Raw genomic sequence first — 21,601 nt, 5'->3', positions numbered from 1 at the left:
AGGACGCCATGTCCGACGACGATCTCAACCTGACGGACCTCGAAGACGACGACATGGCGGCAGCCATGGCGGCGCAGGACGAACCGGAGGAGGTCTACGCCGACGACGGCAAGGGCCAGATCACCGCCCGCGAGCTCGAGGCGGTCTATGACATTCCGGTCCAGGTCTCGGCGGTGCTCGGCAAGACCAGCATGCAGGTCAGCCAGCTCCTCAAGCTCGGTCGCGGCGCCGTCGTCGAGCTCGACCGCAAGGTCGGTGAGGCGATCGACATCTACGTCAACAACCGCCTGGTCGCGCGTGGCGAAGTGGTGATCGTCGACGAGCGCCTGGGCGTGACCATGACCGAGATCATCAAGGCCGATCGGCCGGCCTGAGCGCGGAGCGGAGACCATGGCCGAGGGAGCCGAGTACGCCGCGTCGCGATCCAGCGGACCGGTCAGCTACGACATACCGCCGAGCGGGACGACGGTGGACGGCGCCCTGGTGGTCGGCCTGATCGCGGCGTTCGTGCTGATCGGCACGGCGATCGTCCTGGGCAACTCCCTGCCCTCGTTCATCGACTTCCCGTCGGTGCTGATCGTGCTGCTCGGGACCTTCGCCGTCACCATGGTGTCGTTCTCGGTCGGCGAGGTGTTCTCGGTGATCCCGCTGCTGCTGCGGACGGTGTTTCCGCCGTCCCGCAATGCCCAGCGGGCCTGTGAGCGGGCGATGAACCTCGCCGAGATCGCGCGACGGAATGGTGTCCTGGCGCTCGACCACGTGCTGCCACAGCTGGCCGCCGAGCCGTTCCTGCAGCGCGCCGTGGCGATGGCCGTCGACGGCGGCGCGCCGGAACGGGTCGAGGCGGTGCTCGGGACCGAGATCGAGGCGACCACGGAACGCATGACCCGGGCCGCCAACGTGCTGCGCCGGGCGGCCGAGGTGGCGCCGGCAATGGGCCTGATCGGCACGCTGATCGGCCTGGTGCAGATGCTGGCCAACCTCAAGGACCCGAACGCCATCGGACCGGCGATGGCGGTGGCGCTGCTGACGACCTTCTACGGGGCGGTGCTGGCCTACATGGTGTTCGCGCCGGTGGCCGCGAAGGTCGATCGCAATGCCGCCGACGAGCGGCAGATCCAGCAGATCTACATGGTCGCGGCGTGTTCGATCGCCCGGCAGGAAAACCCGCGCCAGCTCGAGATGCTGCTGAACACCATCCTGCCGCCCTCGCAGCGGCTGGACTACTACTCGTGACACCGGGAGCCAGACCATGCGCCTGCTGATCATCGGCACACTGGAGGGCCACATCACCACGGCCGGGCAGATCGCCATGCAGCGCGGCGCCAAGGTCAGCCACGTTCCAGACATCGAAGGCGGCCTGAAGATCCTGCGCGACGGCCCCGGTGCCGACCTGGTCATGATCGAGGTTCGCCAGCCGGTCGCCCGGTTCATGAAGCAGATGAAGCAGGAGCGCATGAACACCCCGGTGGTGGCGTGCGGCATCCAGAGCGATCCCGACACCGCGGTCGCGGCGATCCGCGCCGGTGCCAAGGAATATATCCCGCTGCCCCCGAACCCCGAGCTGATCGCCGCCGTGCTGGCCGCGGTCGCCGAGGAGCAGACCGCGGTGGTGTTCCGCGACCCGGTAATGGCCGGAGTACTGAAGCTCGCCGACCAGATCGCGCCGTCGGACGCCAGCGTGCTGGTCACCGGCGAGTCAGGGACCGGCAAGGAGGTGCTGGCGCGCTACCTGCACTCGAAGTCGCGGCGCGCCAACGAGAAGTTCGTCTCGGTGAACTGCGCGGCGATCCCCGACAATCTGCTGGAGTCCGAGCTGTTCGGGCACGAGAAGGGCGCCTTCACCGGTGCGGTCGCCCGCCGCATCGGCAAGTTCGAGGAGGCCGACAAGGGCACCCTGCTGCTCGACGAAATCAGCGAAATGGACATCCGCCTGCAAGCCAAGCTGCTGCGGGCGGTCCAGGAGCGCGAGATCGACCGGGTCGGCGGCAGCAACCCGGTCAAGATCGACATCCGTCTGATCGCCACCTCGAACCGCGATCTCGAGCAGCATGTGCGCGACGGCAAGTTCCGCGAGGACCTGTATTTCCGGCTGAACGTCTTCAACCTGCAGCTGCCGGCGCTGCGCGAGCGGCCGGGCGACATCCGGGCCCTGGCCGATTATTTCGCCAAGAAATACGCCGAGGCCAACGGCGTGCCCGATCGACCGCTGTCGGCGGCGGCGATGCAGCGCCTCGAGGGCCACCACTGGCGCGGCAACGTGCGCGAGTTGGAGAACACCATGCACCGGGCGGTGCTGCTGGCCGCTGCGGGTCCCGAGATCGGCCCCGAGGCCATCGTCCTGACCGGCGAGAACATGGGCCAGGCCGCCCGTCCGGCTGCAGCAGCGGCGACGGAAGCCCCGGCGCCGGCGGCTCCGGGCGCGCCCGCTCCGGCAGCCCCGGCGGCCAGTCCGGCGGCCGCGCCGGGGCCGGACGGCGGGACATCGACGGCGCGGCTGGTTGGGCGGACGGTCGCGGACGTCGAGCGCGACCTGATCATCGACACCCTGTCGCACTGTCTGGGCAACCGGACGCATGCCGCCAACATCCTCGGCATTTCGATCCGGACCTTGCGCAACAAGGTCAAGCAGTTCATGGACGAGGGCTACAACGTCCCGGCGCCGGGCGACGCCGACCGGGCGTCGATCTGAAGCGTTGACCAGCCCTCGAGGAGAGGCCTGAGAGATGGCTGACGCCTCCGGACCGAATGGTGGGCGCGGACCCACCGGCGGCCTGACGCTGCCGAGCTTCGGCAGCATCGGCGAAGCCATGCGTCGGGGCGACATCCTGCTCGCCACCGGCGTGATCGCCATCCTGTCGGTGCTGATCCTGCCGATGCCGACCTGGTTGCTGGACTTCTGTCTGGCGATCTCGCTGCTGTTCTCCGTCCTGATCCTGATGACCGTGATGTTCATCCGGAAGCCGCTCGACTTCAGCGCCTTCCCGATGATCCTGCTGATCGCGACCATGCTGCGGCTGTCGCTGAACCTGGCGTCCACGCGCCTGATCCTCGGCGAGGGCCACACCGGCACGGATGCCGCCGGCCAGGTCATTCAGGCGTTCGGCAACTTCATGATGGCCGGAAACCCGGTGATCGGCGTGATCGTGTTCTCGATCCTGGTGATCGTGAACTTCATCGTCATCACCAAGGGCTCCGGGCGTATTGCGGAGGTCTCGGCACGGTTCAGCCTCGACGCCATGCCGGGCAAGCAGATGGCGATCGACGCCGACCTGTCCTCGGGCCTGATCAACGAGGACGAGGCCCGCAAGCGGCGCGAGGAACTGAGCCAGGAAAGCGGCTTCTTCGGCTCCATGGACGGCGCCTCGAAGTTCGTGCGCGGCGACGCGGTCGCCGGCCTGCTGATCACCGTGATCAACGTGGTCGGCGGCATGATCATCGGCATGGCGCAGAACGGCATGACGTTCGCCGACGCGTCCACGACCTACACGATCCTGACGGTCGGCGACGGCCTGGTCAGCCAGATCCCCGCCCTGATCGTCTCGACCGCCGCCGGTATGCTGGTCACCAAGGGCGGCACCGAGGGCTCGGCCGACGAGTCGGTGTTCGGCCAGCTCGGCGGCTACCCGAAGGCGCTGATGATGAGCTCCGGGCTCATGGTCATCATGTCCATGCTGCCCGGCATCCCGATGGTGCCGTTCCTGCTGATCGCAGGCGTGACGGGCAGCGGTGCCTACTTCCTGTGGCGCAACCGCGAGAATGCCAAGGCAGCCGAGGTCGAGGCCGAGGAGACCGCCGCCGCCGCCCCGCCGCCGGAGGAGCCGATCTCCTCGGCGCTGCAGATCGACCTGATCCGGCTGGAACTCGGCTACGGCCTGCTGCCGCTGATCAACGAGGCGGTCGAGGGCCAGCGCCTGACCGACCAGATCAAGGCGCTGCGCCGCCAGCTCGCGGCCGAGAGCGGGTTCATCATGCCGCAGGTCCGCATCCAGGATAACCTGCAGCTCGGCGCCAACACCTATGTCATCCGGGTCAAGGAGATCGAGGTCGGACGGGGCGAGCTGCGCCCGAACCGGCTGCTGGTCATGGACCCGACCGGCGGCAAGATCGAGCTGCCGGGCACCGACACCAAGGAGCCCACCTTCGGCCTGCCGGCCATGTGGATCTCGCCCGACCTGCGCGAGGAGGCCCTGTTCAAGGGCTATACCGTGGTCGACCCGTCGACCGTGATCACCACGCACCTGACCGAGATGGTGCGCGACAACATGTCGGAGATGCTGTCCTACGGCGAGACCCAGAAGCTGCTCGACGAACTCGGCGACAAGAACCAGAAGCTGGTGGCCGACGTGGTGCCGGCGCAGATCTCGGTCGGCGGCCTGCAGCGCGTGCTGCAGAACCTGCTGACCGAACGCATCTCGATCCGAGACCTGCCGACGATCCTGGAGGGAGTCGCCGAGGCCGCCGGTTACAGCCGCAACGTCGCGACCATCACCGAACACGTCCGCGCCCGCCTGGCCCGCCAGATCAGCGAAGCCTACGCCGACGAGGAGGGCGTGATCCCGCTGGTGTCGCTGTCGCCGGAATGGGAGCAAGCGTTCGCGGAGTCGCTGATCGGCACCGGCGACGACCGCCAGCTCTCGATGGCGCCCAGCCGGCTGCAGCAGTTCATCACCACGGTCCGCCACCAGTTCGACAAATACACCGCGATGGGCGAGCAGCCCTGCCTGCTGACGTCGCCGCTGATCCGGCCGTATGTGCGGTCGATCATCGAGCGATTCCGGCCGCAGACCGTGGTAATGTCGCAGAACGAGATCCATCCGAAGGCAAAGATCCGTACGCTCGGGCAGATATGAGGGGAAACGGGAAGCTGGGGTCCAGGGTCGGCGACGAGTGGGCCGGCCACGAATGGGCCGGGGGACGGCGCCTGACGGCAGCGCGCCCGTCCGTCGGCCGCGTCCGTGCGGCGACCGCGGCAATCCCTCTCCGTAAGGGTCCTGGATGCGCCTGAAGACCTTCACCGCGCCGTCGATGGCCGAGGCCATGCAGCTCGTGAAAGCCCATCTCGGGGCCGACGCGATCATCGTCTCGACCCAGAAGGGCGACGGCGGGCTCGGCATCCGGATCACCGCCGCGATCGAGGCTGTCGAGGACGAGGACCACTACGACCAGTACGACGACGGTGCCGATCCGCTCGACGAGATCGCCGAGGCGCTGGCGCACCACAACGTACCCGGCGAACTGGCCGACAAGCTCACCCGCTCGGCCGGCTCGCTCGACGCCGACGATCCGCTGCTGGCCCTGGCCGGCGCCCTCGACCAGCATTTCAAGTTCCAGCCGCTGCCCACCGGCGGCAAGCGGCCGATGGTGCTGCTCGGCATGCCCGGCGCCGGCAAGACCGTGACCACCGCCAAGCTCGCCACCCGCGCGGTCATGAACCGCCGGCCGGTCAGCGTGATCACCACCGATACCCAGCGGGCCGGCGGCTACGAGCAGTTGCATGCGTTCACGCGGCTGCTGGAGGTCGACCTGCAGCAGGCCGACGGCCCCGCCGCTTTGCAGGACGCGGTCACCGCCGCCCGACCGGGTTCCCTGATCCTGATCGACTGTGCCGGCGGCAACCCGTTCGACGCCGACGACGCGGCCCGGCAGCGCCGGCTGATCGCCGGGATCGAGGCCGAGGTCGTGCTGGTGATGGCTGCCGGCGGCGACGCCCTGGAGGCCGCCGAACTCGCCCAGGCCTACGCCGCAATGGGCGCCCGGCGGCTGCTCGCGACCCGCCTCGACATCGCCCGCCGGCTCGGTGGGCTGCTGAGCGCCGCCAGCGCCGGCCGTCTGGCGTTCTCCGAGGTCGGGATCGGCGCCAGCGTCGCCGACGGGCTGGCCCCGCTGAACCCGGTGTCTCTGGCACGTCTGTTGCTTCCCAAATATGCGGCCGCCCGCGACCAGGCTGCGGAATGATGCGTGTGAAAGGATCCAGCATGGTTCCGTCCGACGATCCGACCCCCGCCGGGGCCCCGCCCAAACTGCTGAAGGGGCGGAACCTGATCGCCGTGGCGTCGGGCAAGGGTGGTGTCGGCAAGACCTGGTTCGCGGTCACGCTGTGCCACGCCCTGTCCCGGGCCGGCGAGAAGGTCCTGCTGTTCGACGCCGATCTCGGGCTCGCCAACGTCGACATCCAGATCGGCCTGATGCCGCAGCGTGACCTCGGCGGCGTGCTGGCCGGACGGCTGTCCCTGGCCCAGGCCCGGGTGCGCTACGAGGAGGGCCGGTTCGACATCATCGCCGGCCGCTCCGGCTCCGGAAACCTCGCGCAGCTGCCGTCCAACCGGCTCGGCGCGCTCGGCACCGAACTGATCGACCTCGGTCGCTCCTACGACAGCGTCGTCATGGACATGGGCGCCGGCCTCGACCGGACCGTCCGCCTGCTGTCGGGCCGCGCCGGCACCGTCCTGGTGGTGGCGACCGCCGAACCGACCTCGCTGACCGACGCCTATGCGTTCATCAAGGTCACGGTCACCAATGACCCGACCGTCGACCTGCGGGTGGTGATCAATGCCGCCGACAGCCGGGGCGAAGGCCAGCGCACCTACGACACCCTGCGCAAGGCCTGCGGCAACTTCCTGAAGGTCGAGCCGCCGCTGGCCGGGATCATCCGCCGCGACCGCAAGGTCATCGAGTCGATCCGCACCCAGACCCCGATCATGATCCGCTATCCTGGGGCCGACGCCGCGCGCGACGTCGAAGCGATCGCCGAGCACCTGCGGGAGACCCGGTGAGCGATATCCCATCGGCGCTGCCGCCGTCGGGAAGCCCCCCGGCTCCCTCCTCCACGTCCCAGCCTCCCGCGCCCCAGGCCCCCGCCCCTTCCGGCCAGAACCCCACTGGCCAGAACCCCACTGGCCAGAACCCCACCGGCCAGAACCCCACCGGCCAGCCCCCCACCGGCCAAGCTGCGAGCGGACAGCCTGCGGCAGGGCAGACCGCCGCGCCGGCCGGCACCACCAGCCCGGCCCAGGCGCAGGCCCTGCCGCCGGATCTCGCCCGCGCCGTCGCCGGGACCACCGTCGAGGGGCAGGTGCGCACCGCCTCGGCCGATGGCGGCGTCACGGTCCGCACCGCACAGGGCGACGTGCGGCTGGAGCTGACCCGCGCCCAGGTCGCCCAGCTGCTCCGGCCCGGCACGCCGGTGACGCTCGAGATCCGCAACCCGACGGCGCAGCCGCCCCTGGTACAGCTGACGGTGCGCCCCGCCCCGACGCCGGGCGCCGCGCCGCCCGCGCAGCCGGTCGTCACCACCGGCTCGGCGGCGCCGGCACCGACCGTGCCGCTGACGGTCGGGCGCATCGTGCAGGCCACGGTGGTCCCGGGCCCGGCACCGGCCGGGCAGCCGGCCGCGCCCGCCGCTGCCCCGCCGGCCGGTGCGCAAATTCCCGCCACGCCGACTCAAGCCACACCGACTGCAGCCACGCCGACTCAAGCCACGCCCACTCAAGCCCCAGCGACTGCAGCCACGCCGAACCCGGCTGCGGCGACCGGCGCCGCTCCGGTATTCCCTGCGACCTCAGCGGCGGCCGCGACCGGCGGTTCCGCGCCGACGCCCGCCCCGGTCGCGACCGGCGGGGGACCGGCGGCCGCTTCCGGCCAGTCGGCACCTTCGGTACCGGGGCAGGCCGTGTCGGTCGGCCGCGCCGCCCCCGCCCCGCCACCGACCCAGGGCCCGCCGATCCAGCGCCCGCCGACCCAGGGCCCGTCAGGCCCCACGGCTTCCGGACCGACCGGCCCCGCAACCGCCGCGTCCGGTCCCACGCCCCCCATCCCGACCGGTTCCGTATCCGGTTCGGCCAGCGGGCCGGCAGCCGCAGTTTCGCCGACCCCGGTCCCGGCGTCTGCCGTCCCGGCGTCTGCCGTCCCGGCGTCCCTCGCATCCACCTCCCCGGCCGCCACAGTCAGCCAGGCCGCCACCGGCAACCAGGCCGCGGCCGGCCAGGCCAGTCCTGCCGCCCCGGCCGCGGAGACCGCCTCGCCAGGGCGCGCGGCGCTGCCGAACGGTGCCGTCCTGACCGTCCGCATCGCCGCGGTGGCGGAGGCCGCCGCGCGCCCGGAGGGTGCCGCCCGCGCGGTGACCGGCCTGGTCAACCAGCCTGGAGCCAGCGCCCCGTCCCGCATCGACGGCCAGATCGCCGGGCTGACCGCCGCCGGCCGCCCGGTCGTGCAGTCGGCCGTCGGCTACCTGGCGCTCGACGCCCGGGCCGATCTCCGGCTCGGCACTCGAATCGCGCTCGACGTGCTGGCGTCGCGCGGCGCCGGATCGGCCGAGCGCGCCGCGCCGCTGCCGGTGCTGGCCCGCGAGTGGCCCGCTCTCGAGGCGGCGCTGCGGGTGCTCGAGGAGCAGCTCGGTCCGGCCGGGGCCCGCCAGGCGCTCGAGGCCATGCCGCGCCCCGGCCCGCAGCTGACCGCCACCATGCTGTTCTTCATGGCCGCCCTGCGCGGCGGCGACGTCCGCGGCTGGCTGGGCCGCAACGCCACGCAGCTCCTGGAAGCCTCGAGCCGCCGGGGCCTGCTCGACTCGCTGTCCGACGACTTCAAGACCCTGCAGCGCGCCTCCGAGCCGTCCGAGACCGGCTGGCGCAGCTACCTGATCCCGGTCGCCTGGGACGAGCGCCGGCCGATCCGCCTGCTCACCCGCAAGGAGCGCCGGGACGGCCGCGACGGCCGCAGCGGCAAGCCCGGCACCGCGTTCCTGGTCGACCTGGACCTCAGCAACATCGGCCCGTTCCGGCTCGACGGACTGGTCCGCAGCGAACTGGTCGACCTGCTGATCCGCACCACCAGGCCGCTGCCGGTGGTAATGCGCAGGGACATCAAGGCGCTGTTCGACGGCACCCTGGAGCGGACCGGCATCATCGGGCATCTGAGCTTCAAGGCTGCGCCGGTCATGCCGCCGCTGCCGGTGGACTTGGAAGCCTCGTCGACGGGCGGTACAACCACCCTGTCCGTCTGACCCGTTCCCGACCGCCATGCCCGAAGGCCCGATGTCACGCACCCCCGCCCTGCCGCCGGCAATCCTGTTCGACCTCGACGACACCCTGATCACCGCCCACCTGCACCCGCGCGAGGCGTGGCATCGGGCGATCGACGGGCTGCCGGAGCGCCCGGAGAGGCTCGACGTGCCGGGCGCCGCCTCGGCGATCCACGAGGCGGCCCGCTGGTTCTGGTCGGACCCGGACCGGCACCGCGAGGGCCGGCTCGACATCCACACCACGCGCCGGCGCATCGTGTCGCGCGGCCTGTCCGCGCTCGGCGTCGAGGACGACGGCTATGTCACCCGGCTGTCGGCGCATTTCTCGGCCATGCGGACCGCCGAGACCGCCCTGTATCCCGACGCGGTCGACACCCTGGTCGCCCTGGCCGGGCGCGGCGTGCGGCTCGGCCTGATCACCAACGGCAGCGCCGCCGAGCAGCGCGCCAAGATCGAGCGCTTCGACCTGGCCCGGCACTTCGTCCATGTGCAGGTCGAGGGCGAGATGGGATTCGGGAAGCCGGAGGAGCAGGCCTACGCCCACGCCCTGTCGGCGCTCGGCACCACGGCCGCCGACACCTGGATCGTCGGCGACAACCTGGACTGGGAGGTTGTGGTCCCCCAGCGCCTCGGCTTCCACGCGATCTGGCGCGATCCGGTCGGCAAGGGCATGCCCGCCGGCCACCCGGCGAAACCCGACCGGATCATCACCCGGCTGGCCGAGCTGCTGGAGGAGTGAGGCCGGGTCGACCGTCGATCAGGCCGGATTCGGGCGGATGACGTATCTGATCTCCGAGCGCCCTTCCCAGGCTTCGGCCAGATGGTCTAGCGGAACGCTGACGAAGGGCGGCTCGAACCCGGCGGCGGGTGCCGCGGCAAGCAACTCCCCGGCCCCGGCCAAGAGCTCCTTGAGCGGTACGCTGCCGATCCCGCTGCCGATCAGTTCCAGCCCGGACCCGCGCAGCATGTCTCCGCGCAACGGGATCTCTGCTCCGGCCGCAGTACCGAGCTGCACATAGCGCAGGCGCGGCTCGCCCGCCCGGGAGCCTCGATTGCCGGCCGCGGCCCGGAGCAGGCGGCTCGCCGGCTCGCCCCAGACGAAGTCCAGCACGATGTCGACTCCGCGGTCGAACTCGGCACGCAGGGAGGGATCCGCATCGGCGTCCAGGACGATGCGCACATCGGCCTCGGCCTCACGGAGCCGGGCGGCGCTGCGCCCGACCGCGACGACCCTGCCCACGCCCAAGTACCGGGCGACCTGCAGGGCCATCCGTCCCGCGGCCCCGGTCGCGCCGTTCACGAGTACGACCTCGTCGGCGCGGAGCTTCGCGCGCCGCGTCAGGGCGACCCAGGAGGCCAATCCTCCCGTCGCGACGGCGGCGGCGCGATCGTCCGGCAGCGCATCGGGCACCGCCACCAGCATGTCGTCCGGAACCAGCGCCTTCTGGGCCATGGAACCGTATGGCGCCTTCGGAAAGAGGAAGTAGACGCGCCGACCCGACGGATCGACACCCACCCCGTCCACGCCGGGGACGAAGCCGGCCGACGAGCCACCGGCATAGTGCCGCCCGGATGCCAGGGCCTTAACGATCGGGCTCAACGGTGCCGCGCCGACCGTGACGACGACTTCGCCGGGGCCGGCACTAGGCTCGCCGAAGTTGCCGACCCGCGGGGTGACGCCGAGCGTCTCGACGATTGCTGCCTTCATGATTTCCGCTCCGCTGAGATCTCGGGCCTGCTCCTCGAGGCCCGGCCCGCCACGATATGCGGGCAATGGATCGGATGATCTATGCTCTACAGTCCGTAATACTTTCGCGATCGTCCGAGGGTGCCATGGATCCGCTGTCACAGGTGCTCGCCCTGCTGAAGCCGCGCAGCTACATCACCGCCGGCTTCGACGCCGGCGGTACATGGTCGCTGACGCTCGACGACCTCGCCGGCCGTATCAAGTGCTACGCGGTCCTCAAGGGCGGGTGCTGGCTGTCGCTCGCCGGTGGTGCCGCGATCCGGTTGAACGAAGGCGACTGCTTCGTGCTGCCCAGCGGCTCCCCGGTCACGATCGCGAGCGATCCGACGGTGCCGTCGCGGCGCGCGAGCGACGTCCTCGACCCGAACCGGAGCGGCGAGGTCGTCACCTACAACGGCGGCGGCGACGTCTTCCTGGTCGGCAGCCGGTTCGAGGTGACCGGCCGCCATGCCGAAGGGATCTTCAGGAGCCTGCCTCCGATCATCCGGGTCGAGGCGACCGGCGATCAGGCGAGACTGCGGTGGTCCCTGGAACTGATGATGGAGGAGCTTCGAGAGGCACAGCCGGGGGCGTCGCTGGTCGCCCAGCACCTCTCGCACATGATCCTGGTTCAGACGCTCCGCCTCTACTTGGCGCAACGTTCGCCAGACGACACCGGCTGGCTCTCCGCCCTGGCCGACCCGCAGCTGAGTGCGGCGATCACGGCGATGCACGCCGATCCATCCCACCCGTGGAGCCTGCGGGAACTGGCGCGCCGGGCTGGCATGTCGCGCTCGACCTTCGCCGAGCGCTTCCGGGAGCGGGTCGGGTCAGCCCCGATCGGCTACCTGACGCGCTGGCGGATGATGCTGGCCGAGGACAGGCTCGTCGAAGGCCGCGACACGATCGCCCAGATCGCCCTCGAGCTCGGCTATTCGTCCGAGCATGCCTTCGGCACCGCGTTCCGGCGGACCGTCGGATGCTCGCCCGGACGCTACGCCCGGGCGCATGCGAGAGGCGCCGGCAGCCCCGGCCGGTAGCGCGACCTCTCCTACAACCGGTCGTCCTTGCGGCGGTGCAGCTGCTGGGCGGTCTCGTCGGCCACCGCCTGGTCCTTGCGGGCCTGCTCGGCTGCGAGCTTGGCGAGCCGGGCGTCGTGGGTGATCTGGTAGCGCTTCAGCTCGGCGAAGGCGGTGCGCACCTCTTCGCGGGCCGCCTCGACCGCCGTCTCGGTGTCGCGGACCAGCTGGTCGGCGGCCTTGCGCCGGGCGATCATCGCCATGGCGTAGGCGCCGTAGGTCCGGGCCCCGTCGATCGACTGGCCGGCAGCCTGCTGCTCCTTCGCCAGTTCCACGTCCAGTGCCGCCCGGCCGGCCCGCGCCACTTCCAGCCCCGACTCCAACTGGGACAGGGCCTTGCGCTTCTCGTCGAGCTGCTGCTCGGAAAGCCGGATCAGGGTATCGAACGGCCGCATCGTTCAGCGGTCACTCGCCAGGGCCGTCGAGCGTCCCGTCGCCGTCCAGAATCTCGCCCAGGCGGACATAGCCGTCGTCGAGCTCGGACTGCTCGTCCTTGTCCTGGGTGAGGAAGGCCTCCAGCGCGTCGTGGTACTTGATCGACTCGTCGACCTGCGGGTCGCTGCCGCGCCGGTAGGCGCCGAGCCGGATCATGTCTGCCATGTCCTCGTAGGTCGCCATCAGGGCCCGGGCCCGCCGCACCAGCGCGTTCTCCTCGGCGGTGTTGCAGCCCGGCATCATTCGCGAGACCGAGCGCAGGATGTTGATCGACGGGTAGCGACCGCGGTCGGCGATCGCCCGCTCCAGGACGATGTGGCCGTCGAGGATGCCGCGCACCGCGTCGGAGATCGGCTCGTTGTGGTCGTCACCCTCGACCAGGACGCTGAACAGCCCGGTGATCGAGCCCTCGGCGACCCCGGGACCGGCCCGCTCCAGCAGCCGCGGCAGCTCGGCGAACACCGTCGGCGTGTAGCCTTTCGAGGCCGGCGGCTCGCCGGTCGCCAGGCCGATCTCGCGCTGGGCCATGGCGAAGCGGGTGACCGAATCCATCATGCAGAGCACCTGCTTGCCCCGGTCGCGGAAATACTCCGCCGTCGCCAGGGTCAGATAGGCGGCCTGGCGGCGCATCAGCGGGCTCTCGTCCGAGGTCGCGACCACCACGACGCTGCGGCGCATGCCCTCCTCGCCGAGATAGTCCTGGATGAATTCCTGGACCTCGCGGCCGCGTTCGCCGATCAGGCCGATGACGAAGACGTCGGCGCTGGCGAACCGGGCCAGCATCGCCATCAGCACCGACTTGCCGACGCCGGAGCCGGCGAAGATGCCCATGCGCTGGCCGCTGCAGATCGAGAGGAACTGGTTGATCGCGCGGACCCCGACGTCGAGCTTGGCCCCGACCCGGTTGCGCTTGTGGGCCGGCGGCGGCGACGCGCGCAGGGAATAGGCGTCGTTGCCCTCGGTCAGAGGACCCTTGCCGTCGATCTCCTCGGCCATCGCGTCGATGACCCGTCCGAGCCAGCCCTCGTCCGGATAGACCACGGGCTCGGCATCCGAGATCTGCGCCCGCGAGCCAATGCCGACCCCCTCCAACGCGGCGAACGGCATGGCCAGGGCCCGGCCGTCGCGGAACCCGACGACCTCGCAGGTTACCATCCGATTCCCGCGCGCCTGCACGTAGCAGCGGTCGCCGATCGACAGCGCGCGCTCCACGCCGCCGATCTCGACCATCATGCCGAGGACCGCGGTCACCCGGCCGTAGAGCCGGAAATCCGCCACTTTCTCGATGTCGCTGGCGAGGTGGCGCAGGAGGGTTGCCACGACGTCCTCCATCCGATCTGCTTCGAAGTGAGACTATCATGCCGAAGAGCGCTTAACGAACGGCAGCTAACGCGTTAACCTTTCTTTTAAAGGATGGGGCATAGGGTGGGGTTAATGAAACTCCTCAGGGGGATTCGGCCATGCGCATCCTGTTGGTAGAGGATGATGCCTCGACCGCCCGGTCTATCGAACTGATGTTGAAGGCTGAGAACTGGATCGTCGACGTGACGGACCAGGGCGAGGACGGCCTCGAGATCGGTCAGCTCTACGATTACGATCTCATTCTCCTCGACATCATGCTTCCGGACATGGACGGATACGAGGTGCTGCGACGGCTCCGCCAGGCGCGCGTCCGCACGCCGATCCTGATCCTCTCCGGGCTCGCCGAGCTCGACGCCAAGATCAAGGGCCTGGGTTTCGGCGCCGACGACTATGTGACCAAGCCTTTCGACCGCCGCGAGCTGGTCGCCCGTATCCAGGCGATCGTACGGCGCTCCAAGGGTCATTCCGACTCGGTCATCCGGACCGGCAAGCTGACGGTCAACCTCGACACCCGATCCGTCGAGGTCGAAGGCCAGCCGATCCACCTGACCGGCAAGGAATACGGGATCCTGGAACTGCTGTCCCTGCGCAAGGGCACCACGCTGACCAAGGAGATGTTCCTGAATCATCTCTACAACGGCATGGACGAGCCGGAGCTGAAGATCATCGACGTCTTCATCTGCAAGCTGCGCAAGAAGCTGTCCTCGGCGACCCAGGGCGACAACTACATCGAGACGGTCTGGGGCCGCGGCTACGTGCTGCGCGATCCGTCGGAGGCCGCCGTCACCGCCGCCTGACGATACCGTCCCGCCCAACGCGAAAGGCCCCGGCGATCAGCCGGGGCCTTTTCGTTTCCGCGTGTCCGGCTCCGTCCGGACCGGTCATTCTCCCCGGTCGCCGGCCCGGTTAGCCCGGGCGCCGGGCTTCGGTTCAGACAGCGGCGCGCATGCTGCCGGCGGTCTTCTGGGTGACCCGATAGAGGCCGCGCTGGGCCGGCACCGGCTCGAAACGATCGGTAATGCCCAGCACGGTCTCGGCACCGCCCAGGAACAGGGCACCATCCGGTGCGAGCTGGTCGGCGACGCCGGCCAGCACCTTGCCCTTGGTCGGCTGGTCGAAATAGATCAGGACGTTGCGGCAGAACACCACGTCGAACTGTCCCAGCGACCGCGGGTGTTCGAGCAGGTTGTACTCGCGGAACGACACCTGGCTCCGGATCGCATCCGACAGCTGCCAGCGGTCGCCCTCCTGCTTGAAATACTTGACCAGCAGGGTGATCGGCAGGCCGCGCTGCACCTCGAACTGCGAATAGGTGCCGGCCTTGGCCTTGGCGACCATCTCGCTGCACAGGTCGGTGGCCAGGATCTCGATCCGCCAGCCCGCCAGCTTGGCCTGCATCTCAGAAAAAAGCATCGCCAGCGAGTACGGCTCCTGCCCGCTCGAGCAGGCGGCGCACCAGATCCGGATGCGCTTGGCCGAGGCCCGCGCGGTCATCAGCTGCGGCAACACGACGTCGCGCATCAGGTCGAACGGCTTGATGTCGCGGAAGAACAGGGATTCGTTCGTGGTCATCGCGTCGACCACGTCCTTGCGCAGCTTGCCGTCGGGACGGGTCCGCAACGCCCCGACCAGCTGGTCGAGGTTTCCGAAGCCCCACTTGCGGGCCACCGGTTGCAACCGGTTCTCGACCAGATAGGCCTTCTCGGGCGTGATCACGAGGCCCGACTGCTCCTTGAGCATCGTCGCCATCATCTGAAAGTCAGCCGTGTTCATGCCGCCCGCCTCATGGTTTGCTTCTGCACCCAGGCCGCGATCTCGCCGAGCGGAAGAACCGCACTGCACAAACCGGCCCGGGCGACCGCCCCCGGCATACCCCACACCACGCTCGACGCCTCGTCCTGGGCGACCACCGTGCCGCCCGCCTCGACCAGCGTCGCGCAGCCCTTCTGGCCGTCATGCCCCATGCCGGTGAGGATCACCGCCAGGGCGCGACCGCCGAAGACCTCCACGATGCTGCGCATCATCGGATCGACGGCCGGCCGGCAGAAGTTCTCCGGCGCGCCCTGGTCGAGCCGCAGGACCGGGCTGGCCGGGGTGCCGGTGACCCGCATGTGGTGGTCGCCGCGCGCCAGGTGGACACGGCCGGTCACCACCGGCATGCCGTCCGTCGCCTCGACACAGTCCCATCCGGTCGACCGCTTGATGTGCTCGGCCAGGATGGTCGTGAAGGTCGGCGGCATGTGCTGCGTCAGCAGGATCGGCAGCCCGAGGGTCTTGGGCAGCGCGCCGAGCAGCTTGAACAGCGCCTGCGGTCCGCCGGTGGAACTGCCGATCGCGAGGACGCGCGGCATCTCCCGGCCGACCGGCCGCACCGTGACTTCGGTCGCAGCGGGCGCCGCGGGCGCCGCGACCGGTGCCGCCGTCGCCCGGCGCTCGGCCGAGAACGCGCGCTTGCCCGGCAGCCGCTCGCCGCGGCGGTTCCGCCGGTGGGTGCCGAACGCCTTGACCTTGGCCGACAGCTCGCGCTTGAAGGCCTCCGCGCTGGTGAGTTCGCGGGTGCTGGACGGCTTCGGAATGTAGTCCTTGGCGCCCAGCGCCAGGGCCCGCAGGGAGATGTCGGCGTTGCGCTCGGTCAGCGTCGAGGCCATGACCACGGCGATGTCGCGGTCGACCTCGATCAGCTTCGGGAGCGCGGTCAGTCCGTCCATGCGCGGCATCTCGATGTCGAGCACCACGACTTCGATCTTGCCGACGTTCTTCTCCAGGGTCGTCACGGCCATCTGCCCGTCGCTGACCGACGCCACGATCTCGATCTCCGGATCGGTTTCGAGCGTGCGCGCGAACAGCCCGCGGATCACGGCCGAATCGTCGACCAGCATGACCCGGAACGGGTCTGCGGAACGATCCGGTTTGGACGGGCTCATCGCCATCAGAGCAATCCGACCTGCTGGAACTTGGTTTCGATGATATCGCTGTCGAACGGCTTCATGATGTACTCGTTCGCTCCTTCGGAGAGCGCGACCTGGATGTGGGCGAGGTCGTTCTCGGTCGTGCAGAACACCACGACCGGTTCCCCGCCTCCCGGCATGCGACGAAGCTCCCGAAGAAACTCAATACCGTTCATGACCGGCATGTTCCAGTCCAACAGGATGGCATCGGGAAGCTTGTGCGTGCACTCCTCCAAGGCCTTGGCGCCGTCCGCCGCCTCGGAAATCTCGAAATCGAGTTTCTCGAGGATGCGTCGCGCGACCATCCGAACGACCTTGGAGTCGTCGACGACAAGACAAGACTTCATCGCAGATCTCCCATCGGAGTCCCTCGGGGTCGCAGTATGGGCAGACGGCACTAGGCCGCTTCGACCCTTACGAAATCAAGCAGGCTAGGCACGTCGAGAACCACCAGCAGGGCGTCCTTGAGACGGTAGATGCCGGTCGAGACCTCGCGGACCCGCGTGCTCATGGTCGGCGGATGGCTCTCGAAGTCACGATCATACAGCGTCAGTACCTCGCCGACACCGTCGACGATCAGGCTGTACAGCTCGCCCTGATGCTCGACCACCACACTCATGGTCTCGGCATCGGCCGGCAGCGGATCCAGCCCGAGGCGACGCCGGACCTGGATCGCGGTCACGATGCGGCCGCGCAGGTTGAGCGAGCCGGCGACTTCCTTCGGGGCCAGCGGGATCCGCGTGATGCGCTGCGGGCCAAGGACGTCGTGCACCAGCAGCACCGGGATCCCGAAGGACTGTTTGCCGATGGTGATCGAGACGAACTGCCGGGCCTCGGTGGTGGCCGGGAGCCTGTTCTTGGTGGTGGCCGGGAGCGTGTTCTTGCTCATGCGAGGTCTCCTCGATCAGGCGCCGACGGTCTGGGCCAGGGTTTCCAGCAGGGCGTCGCGGTCCAGTTTGGCGACGTAGTCCGTGAAGCCGACCCGCCGGCCGCGCTCCAGATCCTCGCTGGTGGTATGCGAGGACAGAGCGACGATCGGCACATCCGCCCAGCGGGCATCGGCCCGCACCGCCTCGGCCAGCTGGAAGCCGTTCATGCCCGGCATCTCGATGTCGCTGATGATGGCATCGAAGCTGTCACCGCGCTCGCACAGCGCCAGCGCCTGCTCGCCGCCCTCGACCGCGGTCACCTCGTAACCGGCCACCGACAGCAGCGGGGTCAGCAGGTTGCGGAAGAACGCGCTGTCGTCGACGACCAGCAGCCGGCGACCGCGGGTCACCGCCAGAGCGTCGTCGTTGCTGTGGTCGAACCAGTCGCCGAAGGCCTTGGTCAGGTAATGACCGGCATCGATCACCTCGGTGGCCTTGCCGGCAATCACCGCGCTGCCCATCAGCGCCGTCGACTCCGGCCGGACCTCGACGTTGATGCGGTCCTCGACGATGTCGACGATCTCGTCGACGACCAGGCCCATCGAACGGGCATTGTCGGTGAACACCAGCACCGGCTGGCGCCCCTCGCGCTTCAGCTGGATCTTCTCGTCCATCGGGATCAGCGGCATCAGCTGGCCGCGATACTGCACCAGCGGATGCCCCTCGGAATACTCGACCGTCGTCAGGTCGATCTCCTCCAGGCGCGCCACCAGGGACAGCGGAACCGCCTTCGGGGTCGGATCGCCGCCGCCGCGGAACAGCAGCAGCGAGACCGTGCTGACGCCGATCGCACGGTGGTCGGCGGCCTCGTCGGCGCCGGTCGCGTCGGTCACGGTGATCTCGCCGGTCGCCTGCGCGATGCCGTTCGGGTCCAGGATCATGATGACGCTGCCGTCGCCGAGGATGGTGTTGCCGGAGAACATGGCGATGTGACGCAGGATCGGCGCCACCGGCTTCACGACGATTTCCTCGGTGTCGAACACCCGGTCGACCAGGATGCCGAAGGTGTAGGTACCGACCTGGGCGACCACGATGAAGGTCTCCTTGCCGGACCGCTCGTCACCCTCGCGGCGCTCCAGGTTGAGCAACCGCTCCAGCGACACCAGCGGCAGCAGCCGGTTGCGCAGGCGAAGCACCGGCGTGCCCTGCACCTCCTCGATGCGATGCTCGCTGTCGGCCGACGCCCGGACCAGCTCGATGACGCTGAGCTGCGGGATCGCGAAGCGCTCGCCGCAGGCCTCGACGATCAGGGCCGAGACGATCGCCAGGGTCAGCGGGATCTTGATGATGAACTTCGAGCCGCGCCCGAGCTTGGACTGCAGCTCGATGGTGCCGCCGATCTTCTCGATGTTGGTGCGCACCACGTCCATGCCGACACCACGCCCGGAGACGCTGGTGACCACCGCCGCAGTGGAGAAGCCGGCGCGGAAGATGAACTGATGGATCTGCTGCTCGGTGAGCGCCTCGGCCTCGAGCTCCGAGACCAGGCCGTTGGTGATGGCCTTGGCCTTGATCTTCGTTTGGTCCAGGCCACGGCCGTCGTCGGCGATCTCGATCAGAATGTGACCGCCCTCGTGATAGGCGTTCAGGGTGATCCTGCCGTTCTCGGACTTGCCGATGGCTGTACGGGCGTCCGGGGTCTCAATGCCGTGGTCGGCCGAGTTGCGGACCATGTGGGTCAGCGGATCCTTGATCAGCTCCAGGACCTGGCGGTCCAGCTCGGTATCGGCACCAAGCATGACGAGGTCGATCTTCTTGCCGAGTTCGTGGGCGAGATCGCGCACGATGCGGGGCAGCTTCGACCAGGCGTTGCCGATCGGCTGCATGCGGGTCTTCATGACCCCTTCCTGCAGCTCGGAGGTCACCTGGCTGAGCCGCTGCAGCGGGACGGTGAACTCGCTGTCCTTCTCGCGCCGGGCGATCTGCAGGAGCTGGTTGCGGGTCAGCACCAGCTCGCTGACCATGGTCATCAGGTTCTCGAGCAGGTCGACGTTGACCCGAATGGTCTGCGCGGCCACCGCGCTCTCGCGCGGTGCGTCCTCGGCCGGAACCCCGGCGTCGGCCGCCACGGAGACCGCCTTCGACGGTGCCGGGGCCTGGGCCGGGGCCTGGGCCGGTGCGGCCACGGGGACCGGCGCGGGCTCAGGCTCCGCGATGTCGCCGGAGTCGACCTCGGTCTCGTTGAAGATCCGCTCGAGTTCGTCCAGCGGAACCTCGCCCGGACGCGTCCCGATGACCTCGGCACCCGGCGGCGGGGCGTCGTCGAGTTCCGGGGCCGCCTCGGGGGCCGGCGCGGCCGCAGCCGCCGGAACGTCGGAGCCCTCGGCGAGCGCGTTCAGACGGGCGATCAGGTCGGCGTCGTCGCCCTCGGGCTCGGCCTCGGTCGCCTCCAGGGCGGCGAGCAGGGCCTTGATGCAGTCCAGCGACTCCAGCACCAGGGTGATCGCGGTCGGCGTCACCTCGAGTTCGCCGTCGCGGACCTTGCCCAGCACGTTCTCGCTGGCGTGGGCGACCGACTCAAGCCGCGGCAATCCGAGGAAGCCGCAGGTGCCCTTGATCGTGTGGACCAGCCTGAAGATGTTGGACAGCAGCGCCTGGTCGTTGGGGTTCTGCTCCAACCGGACCAGCTCGACGTCGAGCGCCGAAAGGCTCTCGGCGGTTTCGGTCAGAAATTCACTGAGAAGCTCGTCCATACTCCACCCCACCAGATTCCGCCCCGTCCGAGGCAAGCCTTATCGGACCGACGGTAGCGACGCGGCTCCTAAAGAACGGTTAATAAGGTTAAAGTCGCACGTCCGCCAGATGAACCGCCAGACGTTCAGGAAGACTCGGAATAAATGATCGAGATCGTCGGCGGCGAGGCGGCGTCCACCGCCAGATTCAGGCCGAAGCGCCGGACGTTGGCGTTGACGGTCGCGGCCAGCACGGTCCGCTCGTCGCTGGCCTCCCGTTGGCCGCTCAGCGCGCTCAGGACCGTCGGCTCGATGACCGCCCCCTCGCCCTCCGCCGCCAGGATCACGGCCCCCTCGCGCACCGCCGCGGAGATCGCGCCGAGCCGCGGCATGGCGTCCGCCATCACCGCGACCGCACCCAGCAAGACCTTGACGGTCCCGGTCTGCGGCGTCGGCGATCCGGCGGTGCCGGAGAACGTCCACTCGATCCGACGGCTCGCAAGATAGCCGCGGGCGATCCGGTCGGCCTCGGAGAAGCCGTGCCCGGCGGAACTCCCGGCGCCGCCGAACGCCATGCGAAAGAAGGTCAGCCGCGCGGTCGCCTGCTCGGTGCTGTCGGCAGCCAGGTCCATCGCATCGGTCCCGACCTCGTCGGCGCCGAACTCCTTGAGCAGTTCCAGCCCGTTGCGGGCCGCGCCGACCGGACTGATCAGGTCGTGGAACAGCCGGGAGAGCAGCAGATCCAGGTGACCGGGCGAAAAATCCAAGGCTGCCGCTCCTCATCTAGCGAGCCGGGCCCCGACCCGAGTCGCCTGCATTCCCATCAATGAAATTTTAGCACGAGCCCGGGCATGGTCGATACCGCGTCCGGCGAACGTCGCAGAATCCGGCGTGCCGGACCCCGGTCGGGGCCACCGGCGCCCGGCCGGCATCGCCGCGACGCGCAGGCGCTGCTACGCTGCCTTCCTGGCCTCGCGGATGGACCGCTGTTCGGATTGCGCGGAGAGGACATGCCCGACTATCTCAGCCCAGGATCCTTCGTCCGATTGGATGGCCGACCGGACTGGGGGGTCGGCCAGGTTCAGACCGTCATCGGCCCGCGGGTGACCGTCAACTTCGAGCATGGCGGGAAGCAGTTGATCAACACCGACCGGGCGAGTTTGACCACCGTCGATAATGAAACATTCGGCCGATAGATTTTCGGTCTAATGGGCGGCGCGACAATGCAGCCGCACGACGGAGGAAATCATGACGGGCACCGGCGCCGCAGACCCGGCGAACCGGACCGATCCGGCGGAGACAGGCGACCGGTTCCAGCGCGGGACCGGCCAGGGCCGCCGCAAGGGCCGTCCGTTCAACAAGGGCCGCCAGGTCGATCCGTCGGCGCTCGAGGAGGTGCGTGCGGTGCTTGGGGCGGCGCCGCGGCGTCGC

General features: G+C 69.5%; 21 protein-coding genes. 12 read left to right on the top strand and 9 right to left on the bottom strand.

Annotated elements, in window-relative coordinates:
- The first annotated feature begins 8 nt into the window (after nucleotides 1-8).
- The 8 genes from fliN (at nucleotide 9) to RIC31_RS03130 (ending at nucleotide 9,758) form a co-directional block, all read left to right on the top strand.
- On the top strand, nucleotides 9-374 hold the full coding sequence (gene fliN / locus RIC31_RS03165; protein WP_502989885.1) for a flagellar motor switch protein FliN: 366 nt from the start codon (nucleotides 9-11) through the stop codon (nucleotides 372-374).
- 16 nt (nucleotides 375-390) lie between these two features.
- On the top strand, nucleotides 391-1,236 hold the full coding sequence (locus tag RIC31_RS03160; protein WP_350103094.1) for a motility protein A: 846 nt from the start codon (nucleotides 391-393) through the stop codon (nucleotides 1,234-1,236).
- A gap of 16 nt (nucleotides 1,237-1,252) precedes the next feature.
- Nucleotides 1,253-2,692: a sigma-54-dependent transcriptional regulator FlbD gene (gene flbD, locus RIC31_RS03155; RefSeq protein WP_350103091.1), complete on the top strand. Its 1,440-nt coding sequence runs from the start codon at nucleotides 1,253-1,255 to the stop codon at nucleotides 2,690-2,692.
- A gap of 34 nt (nucleotides 2,693-2,726) precedes the next feature.
- A complete protein-coding gene (gene flhA / locus RIC31_RS03150) occupies nucleotides 2,727-4,853 on the top strand; it encodes a flagellar biosynthesis protein FlhA (protein WP_350103088.1) in 2,127 nt (708 codons plus the stop codon).
- A gap of 145 nt (nucleotides 4,854-4,998) precedes the next feature.
- Nucleotides 4,999-5,958, top strand: coding sequence for a flagellar biosynthesis protein FlhF (locus RIC31_RS03145; RefSeq protein WP_350103085.1), 960 nt, complete (start codon nucleotides 4,999-5,001; stop codon nucleotides 5,956-5,958).
- A 20-nt stretch (nucleotides 5,959-5,978) separates the two neighbouring features.
- On the top strand, nucleotides 5,979-6,776 hold the full coding sequence (locus RIC31_RS03140; RefSeq protein ID WP_350103082.1) for a MinD/ParA family protein: 798 nt from the start codon (nucleotides 5,979-5,981) through the stop codon (nucleotides 6,774-6,776).
- A 1,301-nt stretch (nucleotides 6,777-8,077) separates the two neighbouring features.
- The gene (locus RIC31_RS03135) at nucleotides 8,078-9,001 is read left to right on the top strand and encodes a hypothetical protein (protein WP_350103080.1); all 924 of its coding nucleotides are present in this window, start codon (nucleotides 8,078-8,080) and stop codon (nucleotides 8,999-9,001) included.
- Nucleotides 9,002-9,032: 31 nt separating this feature from the next.
- Entirely contained in the window at nucleotides 9,033-9,758 is a 726-nt protein-coding gene (locus RIC31_RS03130; RefSeq protein WP_350103077.1) for an HAD family hydrolase, read from the top strand.
- An 18-nt stretch (nucleotides 9,759-9,776) separates the two neighbouring features.
- Here RIC31_RS03130 and RIC31_RS03125 read toward each other — a convergent pair whose 3' ends face one another.
- Entirely contained in the window at nucleotides 9,777-10,727 is a 951-nt protein-coding gene (locus tag RIC31_RS03125; protein ID WP_350103075.1) for a quinone oxidoreductase family protein, read from the bottom strand.
- 125 nt (nucleotides 10,728-10,852) lie between these two features.
- Between RIC31_RS03125 and RIC31_RS03120 the strand changes: the two genes are divergently transcribed.
- Nucleotides 10,853-11,785, top strand: a complete 933-nt coding sequence (locus RIC31_RS03120) for an AraC family transcriptional regulator (protein WP_350103072.1) — start codon at nucleotides 10,853-10,855, stop codon at nucleotides 11,783-11,785.
- An 11-nt stretch (nucleotides 11,786-11,796) separates the two neighbouring features.
- Here RIC31_RS03120 and RIC31_RS03115 read toward each other — a convergent pair whose 3' ends face one another.
- A complete protein-coding gene (locus tag RIC31_RS03115; RefSeq protein ID WP_350103068.1) occupies nucleotides 11,797-12,219 on the bottom strand; it encodes a flagellar FliJ family protein in 423 nt (140 codons plus the stop codon).
- A 10-nt stretch (nucleotides 12,220-12,229) separates the two neighbouring features.
- Nucleotides 12,230-13,579 carry a flagellar protein export ATPase FliI gene (gene fliI / locus RIC31_RS03110; RefSeq protein WP_350103065.1) on the bottom strand — a complete coding sequence of 450 codons (1,350 nt, stop codon included), beginning with the start codon at nucleotides 13,577-13,579 and terminating at the stop codon, nucleotides 12,230-12,232.
- Between the two features lie 140 nt (nucleotides 13,580-13,719).
- On the opposite strand from fliI, the gene ctrA reads away from it, so the two are divergent.
- Nucleotides 13,720-14,418 (top strand): response regulator transcription factor CtrA, encoded by a 699-nt coding sequence (gene ctrA, locus RIC31_RS03105; RefSeq protein WP_350103061.1) that lies wholly within the window; start codon nucleotides 13,720-13,722, stop codon nucleotides 14,416-14,418.
- Nucleotides 14,419-14,551: 133 nt separating this feature from the next.
- Here ctrA and RIC31_RS03100 read toward each other — a convergent pair whose 3' ends face one another.
- The 6 genes from RIC31_RS03100 to RIC31_RS03075 form a co-directional block, all read right to left on the bottom strand.
- Complete coding sequence (locus tag RIC31_RS03100; RefSeq protein WP_350103058.1) at nucleotides 14,552-15,394, bottom strand: CheR family methyltransferase; 843 nt, start codon at nucleotides 15,392-15,394, stop codon at nucleotides 14,552-14,554.
- A complete protein-coding gene (locus tag RIC31_RS03095) occupies nucleotides 15,391-16,545 on the bottom strand; it encodes a protein-glutamate methylesterase/protein-glutamine glutaminase (RefSeq protein WP_502989939.1) in 1,155 nt (384 codons plus the stop codon). The genes RIC31_RS03100 and RIC31_RS03095 overlap by 4 nt, the downstream gene beginning before the upstream one ends.
- A 5-nt stretch (nucleotides 16,546-16,550) precedes the next feature.
- A complete protein-coding gene (locus tag RIC31_RS03090; RefSeq protein ID WP_350103049.1) occupies nucleotides 16,551-16,916 on the bottom strand; it encodes a response regulator in 366 nt (121 codons plus the stop codon).
- A gap of 50 nt (nucleotides 16,917-16,966) precedes the next feature.
- On the bottom strand, nucleotides 16,967-17,458 hold the full coding sequence (locus tag RIC31_RS03085) for a chemotaxis protein CheW (protein WP_350103047.1): 492 nt from the start codon (nucleotides 17,456-17,458) through the stop codon (nucleotides 16,967-16,969).
- A 15-nt stretch (nucleotides 17,459-17,473) separates the two neighbouring features.
- On the bottom strand, nucleotides 17,474-20,191 hold the full coding sequence (locus RIC31_RS03080) for a hybrid sensor histidine kinase/response regulator (protein WP_350103044.1): 2,718 nt from the start codon (nucleotides 20,189-20,191) through the stop codon (nucleotides 17,474-17,476).
- Between the two features lie 125 nt (nucleotides 20,192-20,316).
- Entirely contained in the window at nucleotides 20,317-20,937 is a 621-nt protein-coding gene (locus tag RIC31_RS03075) for a histidine phosphotransferase family protein (protein ID WP_350103041.1), read from the bottom strand.
- A gap of 243 nt (nucleotides 20,938-21,180) precedes the next feature.
- On the opposite strand from RIC31_RS03075, the gene RIC31_RS03070 reads away from it, so the two are divergent.
- Nucleotides 21,181-21,366 (top strand): DUF3553 domain-containing protein, encoded by a 186-nt coding sequence (locus RIC31_RS03070; RefSeq protein WP_350103038.1) that lies wholly within the window; start codon nucleotides 21,181-21,183, stop codon nucleotides 21,364-21,366.
- 52 nt (nucleotides 21,367-21,418) lie between these two features.
- The coding region (locus RIC31_RS03065) for a hypothetical protein (protein WP_350103035.1) at nucleotides 21,419-21,601 on the top strand (183 nt) is incomplete at its 3' end.

Origin of the sequence: Thalassobaculum sp. (assembly GCF_040219615.1) — a bacterium.
Taxonomy (GTDB): domain Bacteria; phylum Pseudomonadota; class Alphaproteobacteria; order Thalassobaculales; family Thalassobaculaceae; genus Thalassobaculum_A.
Note: the sequence above shows the minus strand (reverse complement) of the source record. Positions and strands in the feature narration are given on the sequence as shown.

Coding starts and splice junctions, on each gene's coding strand:
- RIC31_RS03100 (WP_350103058.1), bottom strand. CDS start 15,394: ATGAACACGGCTGACTTTCAGATGATGGCGACGATGCTCAAGGAGCAG.
- fliN (WP_502989885.1), top strand. CDS start 9: ATGTCCGACGACGATCTCAACCTGACGGACCTCGAAGACGACGACATG.
- flhA (WP_350103088.1), top strand. CDS start 2,727: ATGGCTGACGCCTCCGGACCGAATGGTGGGCGCGGACCCACCGGCGGC.
- RIC31_RS03095 (WP_502989939.1), bottom strand. CDS start 16,545: ATGAGCCCGTCCAAACCGGATCGTTCCGCAGACCCGTTCCGGGTCATG.
- ctrA (WP_350103061.1), top strand. CDS start 13,720: ATGCGCATCCTGTTGGTAGAGGATGATGCCTCGACCGCCCGGTCTATC.
- RIC31_RS03125 (WP_350103075.1), bottom strand. CDS start 10,727: ATGAAGGCAGCAATCGTCGAGACGCTCGGCGTCACCCCGCGGGTCGGC.
- RIC31_RS03130 (WP_350103077.1), top strand. CDS start 9,033: ATGTCACGCACCCCCGCCCTGCCGCCGGCAATCCTGTTCGACCTCGAC.
- RIC31_RS03070 (WP_350103038.1), top strand. CDS start 21,181: ATGCCCGACTATCTCAGCCCAGGATCCTTCGTCCGATTGGATGGCCGA.
- RIC31_RS03115 (WP_350103068.1), bottom strand. CDS start 12,219: ATGCGGCCGTTCGATACCCTGATCCGGCTTTCCGAGCAGCAGCTCGAC.
- RIC31_RS03120 (WP_350103072.1), top strand. CDS start 10,853: ATGGATCCGCTGTCACAGGTGCTCGCCCTGCTGAAGCCGCGCAGCTAC.
- RIC31_RS03140 (WP_350103082.1), top strand. CDS start 5,979: ATGGTTCCGTCCGACGATCCGACCCCCGCCGGGGCCCCGCCCAAACTG.
- RIC31_RS03090 (WP_350103049.1), bottom strand. CDS start 16,916: ATGAAGTCTTGTCTTGTCGTCGACGACTCCAAGGTCGTTCGGATGGTC.
- RIC31_RS03080 (WP_350103044.1), bottom strand. CDS start 20,191: ATGGACGAGCTTCTCAGTGAATTTCTGACCGAAACCGCCGAGAGCCTT.
- flbD (WP_350103091.1), top strand. CDS start 1,253: ATGCGCCTGCTGATCATCGGCACACTGGAGGGCCACATCACCACGGCC.
- RIC31_RS03160 (WP_350103094.1), top strand. CDS start 391: ATGGCCGAGGGAGCCGAGTACGCCGCGTCGCGATCCAGCGGACCGGTC.
- RIC31_RS03145 (WP_350103085.1), top strand. CDS start 4,999: ATGCGCCTGAAGACCTTCACCGCGCCGTCGATGGCCGAGGCCATGCAG.
- RIC31_RS03085 (WP_350103047.1), bottom strand. CDS start 17,458: ATGAGCAAGAACACGCTCCCGGCCACCACCAAGAACAGGCTCCCGGCC.